At 72.3% G+C, this 12,143-nt stretch carries 11 protein-coding genes; all 11 read left to right on the top strand.

Annotated features, from left to right (window positions below):
- Positions 1-8 precede the first annotated feature (8 nt).
- Entirely contained in the window at positions 9-1,529 is a 1,521-nt protein-coding gene (locus ACFWI4_RS38105; protein WP_387205876.1) for a right-handed parallel beta-helix repeat-containing protein, read from the top strand.
- A gap of 1 nt (position 1,530) precedes the next feature.
- Positions 1,531-2,793, top strand: a complete 1,263-nt coding sequence (locus tag ACFWI4_RS38100; RefSeq protein WP_387205874.1) for an O-antigen ligase domain-containing protein — start codon at positions 1,531-1,533, stop codon at positions 2,791-2,793.
- Between the two features lie 2 nt (positions 2,794-2,795).
- Complete coding sequence (locus ACFWI4_RS38095; protein ID WP_387205872.1) at positions 2,796-4,064, top strand: glycosyltransferase; 1,269 nt, start codon at positions 2,796-2,798, stop codon at positions 4,062-4,064.
- Positions 4,064-5,299, top strand: a complete 1,236-nt coding sequence (locus tag ACFWI4_RS38090; protein WP_387205870.1) for a class I SAM-dependent methyltransferase — start codon at positions 4,064-4,066, stop codon at positions 5,297-5,299. Before ACFWI4_RS38095 ends, ACFWI4_RS38090 begins: the two co-directional genes overlap by 1 nt.
- The gene (locus ACFWI4_RS38085) at positions 5,296-6,126 is read left to right on the top strand and encodes a glucose-1-phosphate cytidylyltransferase (protein WP_387205868.1); all 831 of its coding nucleotides are present in this window, start codon (positions 5,296-5,298) and stop codon (positions 6,124-6,126) included. The genes ACFWI4_RS38090 and ACFWI4_RS38085 overlap by 4 nt, the downstream gene beginning before the upstream one ends.
- Positions 6,123-6,773 carry a PIG-L deacetylase family protein gene (locus ACFWI4_RS38080; RefSeq protein WP_387205866.1) on the top strand — a complete coding sequence of 217 codons (651 nt, stop codon included), beginning with the start codon at positions 6,123-6,125 and terminating at the stop codon, positions 6,771-6,773. Before ACFWI4_RS38085 ends, ACFWI4_RS38080 begins: the two co-directional genes overlap by 4 nt.
- 3 nt (positions 6,774-6,776) lie before the next feature.
- A complete protein-coding gene (locus ACFWI4_RS38075; RefSeq protein ID WP_387205864.1) occupies positions 6,777-7,802 on the top strand; it encodes an NAD-dependent epimerase/dehydratase family protein in 1,026 nt (341 codons plus the stop codon).
- Positions 7,790-9,073, top strand: coding sequence for a DUF4910 domain-containing protein (locus ACFWI4_RS38070; RefSeq protein ID WP_387205862.1), 1,284 nt, complete (start codon positions 7,790-7,792; stop codon positions 9,071-9,073). The genes ACFWI4_RS38075 and ACFWI4_RS38070 overlap by 13 nt, the downstream gene beginning before the upstream one ends.
- Positions 9,074-9,078: 5 nt before the next feature.
- Positions 9,079-10,389: a hypothetical protein gene (locus ACFWI4_RS38065; RefSeq protein WP_385394645.1), complete on the top strand. Its 1,311-nt coding sequence runs from the start codon at positions 9,079-9,081 to the stop codon at positions 10,387-10,389.
- Positions 10,386-11,333, top strand: a complete 948-nt coding sequence (locus ACFWI4_RS38060; protein ID WP_387205860.1) for a glycosyltransferase family 2 protein — start codon at positions 10,386-10,388, stop codon at positions 11,331-11,333. The genes ACFWI4_RS38065 and ACFWI4_RS38060 overlap by 4 nt, the downstream gene beginning before the upstream one ends.
- Positions 11,330-12,143, top strand: an 814-nt coding sequence (locus tag ACFWI4_RS38055; protein ID WP_387205858.1) for a polysaccharide pyruvyl transferase family protein, incomplete at its 3' end; no start/stop codon positions are given. The genes ACFWI4_RS38060 and ACFWI4_RS38055, both read left to right, overlap by 4 nt.

Here is a 12,143-nt window from a genome sequence, read left to right as displayed (position 1 = left end):
AAGGACGCTTGGGGATCAAGTGGCGGCACTGGGCGCTGCCTGCCGCACTGCTGGCGCTGGCCCTGCCGACGGCGACCGGCTGCGACAGTTCGCAGGAGGCGCGGCTGAAGCCGACCGCCGTGCCGTCCGCGTCCGTGGCGCGGATGTGCGCCAAGCCCGCGCCCGGGCCGGCGAAGGCACCGGCGGGCGCGGTGACGGTCGACCCCTCGGTGGCCGGTGACCTCGCCGCGAAGACCAACAGCCATCCGGCGCACACCACGTTCTGGCTCCGGCCGGGCAGGCACCGGCTGGAGAAGGACCGCTACTCCCAGGTCGTCCCCAAGAAGGGGGACGTCTACCTGGGCGCGCCGGGCGCGGTGCTCGACGGCCGCAGGACCAACCAGTACGCCTTCGCCGGGAACGCCCCGGACGTCACCATCCGCTATCTGACCGTGCAGGGGTTCGTCCCCCCGCAGAACGAGGGCGTGGTCAACCACGACTCGGCCGACGGCTGGGTGATCGAGCACGCGACGATCCAGGACAACTCCGGTGCCGGGCTGATGGCCGGTGCCCGCCAGCAGGTCCGCGCCAGCTGTCTGCGCGACAACGGCCAGTACGGGATGAACGCGTACAAGGGCAACGGGCCGATCACCGGCCTGGTCCTCGAGGGCAACGAGATCACGGGCAACAACAAGGACGACTGGGAGCGGCGGCAGCCGGGCTGCGGCTGCACCGGAGGCGTCAAGTTCTGGGCCGTGAACGGCGCCGACGTACGGGGCAACTGGGTGCACGACAACCGCGGAACCGGCCTCTGGGCGGACACGAACAACAACGACTTCCTCATCGAGGACAACGTGCTGGAGGCCAACGACGGCGCCGCGCTGATCTACGAGACCAGCTACAACGCGGTCATCCGGGGGAACACGATCCGGCGGAACAACTGGGTGGAGGGCCGCAAATACGCCGACCGCGGGGACAACTTCCCGTTCGCGACCGTCTACCTGTCCGAGTCCGGCGGCGAACCGCGGATCCCGGCCCGCACCGACAAGATCGAGATCGACCGGAACCTGCTGGAGAACAACTGGTCCGGCATCACCCTGTGGGAGAACGCGGACCGGTTCTGCAACAGCCCGGCCAACACCTCCTCCGGGGACTGCACGCTGCTGGTGAAGAACACCAAGCGGTGTGCCCAGCCGGCGATCGCGGCCGCGCCGCTCTACGCCGACTGCCGGTGGAAGACCCAGCGGGTGGACATCCACAACAACCGCTTCCTGCTGGACAAGTCCGTGATCGGCTGCACGGTGCGGTGCGACCGCATGGCCGTGCTGTCCAACTACGGCACCTATCCGGACTGGTCGCCGTACAAGGCCGAGCGCGTGGCCGAGGCGATCACGCTCAAGCAGCACAACAGCTGGCACGACAACACCTATGTCGGGCCGTGGAGTTTCGTCGCCCACGACCCGAGCCGGATCCTCAACTCCGCGCAGTGGCAGGCCGTGCCGTACCGGCAGGACGCGGGCAGCACCTTCCGTACCCAGGACGGTGGTTGAGATGTCCGACGACCGCAGGACGGTGGCCGAGACGTCCGTCGCCCGCACGCCGAGGACCGTAGGGACCGTCTGGGGACTGCTGATCCTCAACACGCTCGGTTCCGCCGGGGCGAAGACCATCGTCCCGCTGCCCCGCTCGCTCATCCAGATGGTGACGATGGGCGCGCTGGTCACCGCGTTCGCGCTGGCCCTCACGGTCAACACCCGGATGCGGATCCGGGCCGGCTCCTATCTGTTCCTGCTCACGCTGCTGCTGGTGCTCAGCGTGATCTCCAGCGTGCATCTGGAGTCCGGGTTCGGGGCGCTGTTCCGCTGCTTCCGGCTGGCTCTCTTCGTCGGCACGCTGTGGCTGCTCAGCCGCTGGTGGGACGGCGGGACGACCTTCGTCCGGCACCACATCCGGATGTACCTGGCGGTGCTCGGGACGGTCGCCGCGGGTCTGATCGCCTCTCCGGGCGCCGCCCTGCCGGACCTGTACGGCGGACGGCTGGTCGGCGCGCTGTGGCCGCTCACCCCGCCGCAGATCGGACAGTACGCGGCGGTGATCATCGGGCTGACCGTGCTGCTGCTCCTGGACGGCCGCACGGACCGGACCAGCGCGGCCGTGGTCATCGTGCCCTCGCTCGTCCTGCTCGCCCTGACCCACACCCGTACGGCCACGCTCGGTCTGCTCGTGGGGCTGGTGCTGGCGATCGGGTCGCTCATGCTGACCAGCGCCGCCGCGCGCCGGTTCTTCACCTGGGCGGTGGGGATCTCCGCGGTGGCCGCGGTGGGGTTCGCGGGCGCGCTCCAGACGTGGTTCCTGCGCGGGCAGAGCCAGGAGAACTTCTCCAGCCTCACCGGCCGGGCCAAGGTCTGGCACGCCCTGCTGACGGCACCGCGCAGCACCACGGAGTACCTGTTCGGCCACGGCCTGGGCGACAAGTCGTTCGACGGGCTCCCGATCGACAACAGCTGGCTGGCCGTCTACAACGAGCAGGGCGTGATCGGCGTCGGCCTGGTGGCGGCGTTCCTCGTCGTCCTCGGCGCGGTGGCGCTGCTGCGGCCGCCGTCGCTGTCACGGGCCTGCGCGATCTTCCTGATCAGCTACTGCGCGATGGCCTCGTACACCGAGGCCGGGCTGGGCGACGCCTCGCCGTATCTGCTGCATCTGGCCCTGGCCGCCTCCCTGCTGGCGACCCCCGCCCAGGTCACTCCCCTGTCGGCGCCCCGGCTCCCGCGACGGCACGTCCCGCGCTGGGCCCAGAGATCGGAGGTGATCTGAGCATGCACGTCCTCGTGGTGCACAACCGCTACGCCTCGGCGCAGCCGAGCGGGGAGAACAAGGTCGTCGACCAGGAGGTGGCGCTGCTGCGCGACGGCGGCCACACCGTCGGGCTGTTCGAGCGGCGCAGCGACGACATCGGCTCGATGTCCCTGCCGGCCAAGGCCGCGCTGCCGCTGCTGGTGCCGTGGAATCCGGGGGTCCGCAAGGAGCTCGCGGCCCGGCTGCGCGCCGAACGGCCGGACGTGGTGCACCTGCACAACGTCTTCCCGCTGCTGTCGCCCGCGGTGCTGGCCGCCTGCGCCGACGCCGGCGTGCCCGCCGTGGCCACGCTGCACAACTACACCCAGATCTGCCCGCCCGGCACGCTCCAGCGGGACGGCCGGCCGTGCACCGACTGCGTGGGGTCGACGCCGCTGCCCGCCGTCCGGCACGGCTGCTACCGCGGCTCCCGGCTGGCGACCGTGCCGCTGGCGGTCAGTCTGTCGGTCAACCGGCGGCGGTGGTGGACCGGCGTGGAGCGCTTCTTCTGCATCTCCGCCGCGCAGCGCGAGGTCCTCGCGGAGGCCGGCATGCCGGCCGAACGGCTGGCGGTGAAGCACAACTTCGTGCCCGAGCCGGGTGTCGTGCGCACCGGTGCGGGCGAGCACGTGCTCTATCTGGGCCGGCTCGCGGAGGCCAAGGGCGTACGGCTGCTCATGACGGCCTGGGACGAGATCGCGGCCGGCGGCGGGGTCGGCGTGCCGCTCGTGATCGCCGGCACGGGGCCGCTGGAGGCGGAGGTGTCCGCCTGGGCGGCGGGGCGGGACGACGTGCGCTACGTCGGCCTGTACGACCAGGAGGAGTGCCGGCGGGCCATCGCGCGCTCGGTCGCCGTGGTGGCTCCGTCCACCTGGCTGGAGGCGTTCGGCCTGGTGGTCGTGGAGGCGATGGCGGCGGGGGTCCCGGCGGTCGCCGCGGGTCACGGCGCCTTCGTGGAACTCGTCGAGGACGGGGGGACCGGGCTGCTGCACCGGCCGGGCGACGCCGCCTCGCTGGCGTCCTGTCTGCGCCGGGTCACGGCGGAGCCGGACCGCAACCGGGAGATGGGACAGGCGGCGCGGCGCCGTTACGAGAAGGACTTCAGTCCGGCCGTCGGGCTGGAGCGACTCCTGGAGGGGTACCGCACCGCGACAGCGGGACGGTCCGGCGGCGGGGACTGCTCGCCGCCGGTAGGGGAAAGAACGGGCTCGTCGCGGGTACGCCCGGACGAGCGGGATGGGGGAAATTGATGTCACGTTGCCGACTCTGCGGCGCGGCGTCGCTCGCGAGCGTCGTCGATCTCGGGGCGACCCCGCCGTGCGAGAGCTTTCTCGCCGCGGACCAGCTGGACCAGCCCGAGCCGGCGTACCCGCTGCACCTGCGGGTGTGCACCACCTGCTGGCTGGCGCAGATCCCGCCGCTGATCACGCCGGAGGAGACGTTCAGCGAGTACGCGTACTTCTCCTCCTTCTCGACCTCCTGGGTGGAGCACGCGCGCACGTTCGTCGAGGGCGCCGTGGAGAAGGCCGGTCTCGACGCCGACGCCTTCGTGGTGGAGGTGGCGAGCAACGACGGCTATCTGCTCAAGCACGTGGTGGAGCGCGGGATCCGCTGTCTGGGTGTCGAGCCCTCGGTGAACGTCGGTGCCGCGGCCCGTGACGCGGGCGTGCCCACGCTCACCGCGTTCCTGAGCCCGGAGACCGGTGCCGCCGTGCGCGCCGAACACGGCCCGGCGGACCTGGTCGTGGCCAACAACGTGTACGCGCACATCCCCGACGTGGTCGGGTTCACCCAGGGGCTGCGCGCCCTGGTCGCCGACGACGGCTGGGTCTCCATCGAGGTGCAGCACCTGCTGACGCTGATCGAGGAGAACCAGTACGACACGATCTACCACGAGCACTTCCAGTACTACACGGTCGCCTCGGCGATCCGGGCGCTGGCGAGCGGTGGACTGACGCTCGTGGACGTCGAGTTGCTGCCCACGCACGGCGGCTCCATCCGGCTGTGGGCGCGGCCCGACGAGGCGGCCGGCGAGCCCTCCGCGCGCGTGGCCGAGGTCCTCGACCGGGAGAAGGCCGCCGGGCTCCAGGACCTGTCCGGGTACACCGAGTTCTCCGCCCGGGTGGCCAAGGTGCGCCGGGACCTGCTGCGGTTCCTCATCGACGCGGCCGAGCGCGGCGAGACGGTCGTCGGCTACGGCGCCCCGGGCAAGGGCAACACCCTGCTCAACCACTGCGGCATCCGGCCCGACCTGCTCGCCTACACGGTCGACCGCAACCCGTACAAGCACGGCCGGTTCACCCCCGGCACCCGGGTCCCGATCCTGGCGCCCGAGCAGATCGCGGCCGACAAGCCGGACTACGTCCTCGTGCTGCCGTGGAACCTGCGGACCGAGCTGACCGAGCAGCTGTCCTTCGTGCACGACTGGGGCGGTCGTCTGGTCTTCCCCATTCCGGAACTGAGCATTGTCGAGGTCAAGGCATGAAGGTCGTACTGTTCTGCGGCGGCTACGGGATGCGCATGCGCAACGGAACCTCCGACGACGTGCCCAAGCCGATGGCGATGGTCGGCCCGCGCCCGCTGATCTGGCACGTCATGCGCTACTACGCGCACTTCGGGCACACGGAGTTCATCCTGTGCCTCGGCTACGGGGCCCGCCACATCAAGGACTTCTTCCTCAACTACGAGGAGACGACGTCCAACGACTTCGTGCTGCGGGGCGGCCGGACCGAGCTGCTGTCCACCGACATCTCCTCCTGGACGATCACGTTCGTGCAGACCGGCATCGAGTCGCCGATCGGCGAGCGGCTGCGCCGGGTGCGCCCCTATCTGGACGGCGACGACATGTTCCTCGCCAACTACGCCGACGTGCTGACCGACGCCCCGCTGCCCGAGATGATCGACAACTTCGCCCGGCGTGACGCCGGCGCGTCGATGATGGTCGTGCCGCCGCAGTCCTCGTTCCACTGCGTGGACCTGGGCGAGGACGGCCTGGTGGGGGGCATCACCGCGGTGAGCGACATGCCGCTGTGGGAGAACGGCGGCTACTTCGTGCTGCGCCAGGAGGTCTTCGACCACATCCCGGAGAACGGGGACCTGGTCGCCGACGGCTGCGCCCAACTGGCCAAGCAGGGAAGGCTGGTGGCGCACCAGCACCGCGGCTTCTGGAAGCCGACCGACACCGTGAAGGAGCGGGCGGCGCTCGACGAGGCCTACGCCCGGGGCGAGCGCCCGTGGGCGGTGTGGGAGCACGAGGGCGCCCGGGCCCTGGTGCCCGCGAGCCGGACCGGCACCGGCGCGGGGACCGCGTGATCGGGCTCGGCGCCGGACGGCGTCTGGACCGGATCGTCGCCGTGGGCGCGCACTGCGACGACATAGCCATCGGCGCGGGCGGCACGCTGCTCGCGCTGTGCCTCGCGCGCCCGGGCGTCCGCGTGGACGCGCTGGTGCTCTCGGGCGGCGGGAGCGAGCGGGAGCAGGAGGAGCGGGCCGCGCTCGCCGCCTTCTGCCCCGGCGCCGACCTGCGGCTGACGGTGGACAAGCTGCCGGACGGCCGGCTGCCCGCGCACTGGGACGAGGCCAAGCGCGCGGTCGAGGACCTGCGCGCGCAGACGGAGCCCGACCTCGTCCTCGCGCCGCGCACCGAGGACGCGCACCAGGACCACCGCGGTCTGGCGAAGCTCATGACCACGGCGTTCCGCGACCATCTCGTGCTCGGCTACGAGATCGTCAAGTGGGACGGCGATCTCGGCCGTCCGGTGGCCTACCAGCCGCTGTCGCCCGAGATCGCCGAACGGAAGGTGCGGCTGCTCCAGGAGCACTACCCCTCGCAGCGGCACCGGCCCTGGTACGACCGGGAGGCCTTCCTCGGGCTCGCCCGGATCCGCGGTATCGAATGCAACGCGCGCTACGCCGAGGCGTTCGCCGTCACCAAACTCACTCTCGACCTGGGGGAATGAACCTTGCGCGTACTGCTGACCGGGCACCAGGGCTATCTGGGCACCGTCATGGCCCCGGTCCTCGCGGCCGCCGGGCACGAGGTCGTCGGACTCGACTCCGGCCTGTTCGCCGACTGCGTGCTCGGCCCGACGCCCGCCGACCCGCCCGGGCCCCGGGTCGACCTGCGTGACGTCACGGCCGAACACGTGGCCGGGGTGGACGCCGTGATCCACCTGGCCGCGCTGTCCAACGACCCGCTGGGATCGCTGGCGCCGGAACTCACCTACGACATCAACCACCACGCGTCCGTGAAGCTCGCCCGGCTGGCCCGCGAGGCCGGGGTGCGGCGCTTCCTGTACGCGTCCACGTGCTCGGTGTACGGCGCCGCGGGCGGCGACGAACTGGTCGCCGAGGAGGCGCCGTTGCGGCCGGTGACGCCGTACGCGGAGTCCAAGGTGCGGGTGGAGGACGACCTGCACGAGCTCGCCGACGGCGACTTCAGCCCGGTGTACATGCGCAACGCCACGGCCTTCGGCTACTCGCCCCGGCTGCGCGCCGACATCGTGCTCAACAACCTGGTGGGACACGCCCTGTTGTCCGGCGAGGTCCTCGTCCTGTCCGACGGCACGCCCTGGCGCCCGCTGGTGCACGCCGCCGACATCGCCCGGGCCTTCACGGCCGCGCTGGACGCGCCCCGGGACGCGGTGCACGACCGGGCGTTCAACATCGGCAGCGAGACCAACAACGTCACGGTCGCCGAGATCGCCGAGCAGGTCGCCGAGGCGGTGGAAGGCGCCAAGGTGGTGATCACCGGGGAGAACGGCGCCGATCCCCGCTCCTACCGGGTGGACTTCTCCCGGTTCCGTTCGGCGATCCCCGGCTTCGACTGCGAGTGGACGGTGAAGCGGGGCGCGCTCGAACTCGCCGACGCCTACCGCAAGCACGGGCTGACCCGGGAGAACTTCGAGCAGCGCTTCACCCGGCTCGCCGTGCTGCGCGCGGCCTCCGAGGCCGGCACCGTCGACGACACCCTGCGGTGGCGCCGGTGACGGGCCCGGGCGAGGAGATGCACGCGCTGGTGGAGCGGTTGTACCCGCTCTGCCGGAGCATCACCGGGGACGGGGTGCGCGCCACCCTGGACATCGTCGGCGAGTACATCCCGCTCCAGGTGCACGAGGTGCCGACCGGGACCCAGGTCCTCGACTGGACGGTGCCGCAGGAGTGGAACATCCGGGACGCCTACATAGCCGACGGCACGGGCAGGCGGGTCGTCGACTTCGCCGCGTCCAGCCTGCACGTGCTCGGCTACAGCGTTCCGGTGTCGGCGACGATGCCGCTGTCCGAGCTGCGCGGGCATCTGCACACCCTGCCGGAGCACCCGGCCTGGGTGCCGTACCGGACCAGCTACTACAAGCCGGAGTGGGGGTTCTGCCTGGCGCAGGACACCCTGGACGCGATGCCGGACGGCGAGTACGAGGTGCGCATCGACTCGACCCTCGCCGACGGCCATCTCACCTACGCCGAGCACGTGGTCCCCGGACAGGTCACCGACGAGGTGATCGTCTCCTGCCATGTCTGCCACCCGTCGCTGGCCAACGACAACATGGCCGGTGTCGCGGTGGCGACGTTCCTGGCGCGGGCGCTGGCGGAGCAGAACCCGTACTACACCTACCGGTTCATCTTCGCGCCCGGCACGATCGGGGCGATCACCTGGCTGGCCCGCAACGCGGAGCGCATCGACCGGGTCAGGCACGGGCTGGTGCTGGCCTGCGCGGGCGATCCGGGCCAACTCACCTACAAGCAGAGCAGGCGCGGGGACGCGGAGATCGACCGGGTGCTGCGGCACGTGCTCGACACCTCCGAACGCCCGCACCGCATCGACGAGTTCACCCCGTACGGCTACGACGAGCGGCAGTACTGCTCGCCGGGGTTCGACCTCGGGGTCGGCTCGCTCAGCCGGACCCCGTACGCGGGCTACCCCGAGTACCACACCTCGGCGGACGACCTGGACTTCGTCTCCCCCGCGGCGATGGAGGACACGCTCGCCGTGGTCCGCGAGGCCTTCGGCGTCCTGGACCGCAACCGGCGGTACGTCAACCTCAGCCCTTACGGCGAACCGCAGTTGGGCCGGCGCGGACTGTACGACGCGCTCGGCGGGCGCAGCGACACCAAGCAGGCGCAGATGGCCATGCTCTGGGTGCTCAGCCTCGCCGACGGCGACCACACGCTGCTCGACGTGGCCGAGCGGTCCGGGCTGCCGTTCGACACCGTCGCCACGGCGGCCGACGCCCTGCTCGGCGCCGAACTGATCAAGGCGTGAGGCACATGACCACGGACGGGGAGATGACGACGGCACCGGAGGCACCGGCCAGGACGGCCGGGGGCACAGCCAAGCGGGCCATGCTCGGCCGACTGTCCTGGGGACTCGCCGACCAGGCGGCCTCCAGCGTGAGCAACTTCGCGGTCGGCATCTACGTGGCCCGCTCCCTCGGGGTGACCGCGTTCGGTGTGTTCAGCCTCGCCTGGGTGACGTACGGGGTGGTGCTCAACGTCTCCCGCGGGCTGGCCACCGATCCGCTCACCGTGCGGTTCAGCGGGCCGCCGGGCCCGGCCTGGCGGGGGGCGGTGGGCCGCTCGACGGGTACCGCGCTCTGCGTCGGCGCCGTCCTCGGCGCGGTGTCGCTGGCGGCCGGGCTCGGTCTCGGCGGCCATGTGGGGCCCGCGTTCGCCGCCCTGGGTGTCACGCTGCCCGGGCTGCTGCTCCAGGACGCGTGGAGGTACTCGTTCTTCGCCGCGGGCAACGGGCGGAAGGCGTTCCTCAACGACGTCGTGTGGGGTCTCGCCCTGATCCCCGCCATGGTGGTGGCCGCCCGCGTGGGCAGTGTGGCCGCCTTCGTGCTCGCCTGGGGCGCGTCCGCGACGGTGGCGGCGGGCTACGGCTGCCTCCAGTCCGGCATCCGGCCCCGCATGGCGGAGGCGCGCGGATGGCTGCGCGAGCAGCGCGACCTCGGCTACCGGTACCTGGTCGAGAACGTGAGCCTCAGTGGCGCGAGCCAGCTGCGGGCGTACGGGGTCGGCGTGATCGTCGCGGTGAGCGCGGTGGGGGCCGTGCGGGGCGCCGAGCTCCTCATGGGCCCCTTCCTCGCCGTACTGATGGGGCTCTCGCTGGTCACCGTCCCGGAGGCGGCCCGGGTACTGCGCAGGGCCCCGCACCGGCTGTCCAGGTTCTGCCTGATGCTCGGCGGGGGGCAGGCCGCGGGCTCGCTGATCTGGGGCGCGGCCCTGCTGCTGATCCCCGGCGGGCTCGGCCGCGCGGTGCTCGGCGACGTCTGGCACTCCGCCTCCCAGCTCATCGTGCCGATCAGCCTCGGCGTCGCCGGAGCGGGCCTCGGCACCGGTGCGGCTGCCGGGCTGCGCGCGCTCGGCGCGGCCCGGCGCAGCCTGCGCTGCCAGCTGTTCGCCTCCGTCTGCTACGTCGGCGGCGGACTCGGCGGCGCGGCAGCGGCCGGCGCGGTCGGCTCGGCCTGGGGCGTCGCCGCCGCGACCGTCAGCGGCTCGGCCGTGTGGTGGCTGCAACTGCGCTCCGCCCTGCGTGAGCACGCTCAAGAACCGATCCGCGAAGTGAGGACGTCATGACCGCGCAACCCAGGCTGAGCATCGGCCTGCCCGTGTACAACGGCGAGGAGTACCTGGCCGAGTCGCTCGACGCCCTGCTCGGCCAGACCTACGAGGACTTCGAGCTGGTCGTCTCCGACAACGCCTCGGCCGACGGGACCGAGGACATCTGCCGGCGGTACGCGGCGAAGGACTCGCGCATCCGGTATCTGCGGCTGTCGAAGAACATCGGCGCCACACCGAACCACAACCACGTGTTCAACGAGTCGCGGGGCGAGCTGTTCAAGTGGGCCTCGCACGACGACCTGTACGGCCGGGACCTGCTGCGGGTCTGCGTGGAGGCGCTGGACGAGCGGCCGGAGATGATCCTGGCGCACACCGGCCAGGCCGTCATCGACGGCGACGGCAAGGTGAAGGTCCCCTACGAGTACACGCTCGCCACCGACTCGCCGCACGCGCCGGAGCGCTTCCGCAGCCTGCTCTTCGAGCCCGGCGGCGACGACTTCTACGGAGTGTTCCGGGCCGACAGGCTGCGCCGGGTGAAGCCGATGGACAGCTACCACCACGCGGACCGCACGTACGTCGCCGAGATCACCCTGCACGGGCCCTTCCACCAGGTGCCGGAGCTGCTGTACTTCCGCCGGGACCACCCCACCCGGGCCGAGCGGGCGAATCCCAGCAAGCGTTCCCGGTGCGTCAACCTGGACCCGCGCCGGGCGGGGCCGCTGCACCCGACGCCCCGGCTGCTCGCCGAGTACGTGTGGGGCTTCGCCTCCGCGATCCGGCGGGCGCCGCTGTCCCCGGCCGACCGGCGCGCCTGCTACCGGCATCTGGCCGCGTGGATGACCAGCCGGGTCCGGCCGGGCGCCGGCGAGCGGGTCGAGGACCGCGCCCCGCTCGACCCGGACCGCCTCGACGTGTCGGTGGACGCGCTGGTCGCCGGCCGCGAGGGGAGGCGGCCGTGACCGCCACGGACGGCACCCCGGTGCGCGCGGGGGTGTTCGGGCTGCTCGGCTCCGGCAACCTCGGCAACGACGGGTCGCTGGAGGCCGTGCTCGGCTATCTGCGGGACAGACACCCGGAGGTGGCCGTGGACGCGCTGTGCGGCGGCCCCGAGGCCGTGACGGCCCGGTACGGGATCCCCGCGACGCGGCTGCACTGGTACCGCGGGGAGTACCGGACCGCGTCGCGCGCGGCCGCGGTGGTGGGCAAGGGCCTGGGCAAGTTCGTCGACGTGTTCCGCACCGCCGCCTGGGTGCGCGGGCACGACGTGGTGATCGTCCCCGGCATGGGTGTCCTGGAGGCCACGCTGCCGCTGCGGCCCTGGGGTTTCCCCTACTCGCTGTTCCTGCTCTGCGCGACCGGGCGGCTGTGCGGCACCCGGGTCGCGCTGGTCGGCGTCGGCGCCGCCCCGATCGGCAACCGGGCCACCCGGACGCTGGTGCGCTGGTCGGGGCGGCTCGCCGCGTACCGGTCGTACCGGGACGCCCCGTCCCGGGACGCGATGCGGGCGATGGGGGTGGACACCTCGCGCGACGAGGTCTACCCGGACGTCGCGTTCTCCCTGCCGGCTCCGCCGGCGGAGCCGTCCCCGGACCCGCGGGGCCGTGTCTGCGTGGGCGTCATGGCCTTCCACGGCAGCGACGACGACCGCGCCCGGGCCGAGGAGATCCACCGGCGCTACCTCGACGGGACGACCCGGTTCGTCCGCGCGCTCGTCGAGGAGGGCAGGCCGGTCCGGCTGATCACCGGCGACGGCGTCGACGCCCCGGTGG

This window comes from Streptomyces sp. NPDC127038, from assembly GCF_042725875.1.
Taxonomy (GTDB): Bacteria; Actinomycetota; Actinomycetes; order Streptomycetales; family Streptomycetaceae; genus Streptomyces.
The sequence above is the reverse complement of the archived record's forward strand: the minus strand, read 5'-3'. Positions and strand labels throughout refer to the sequence as shown.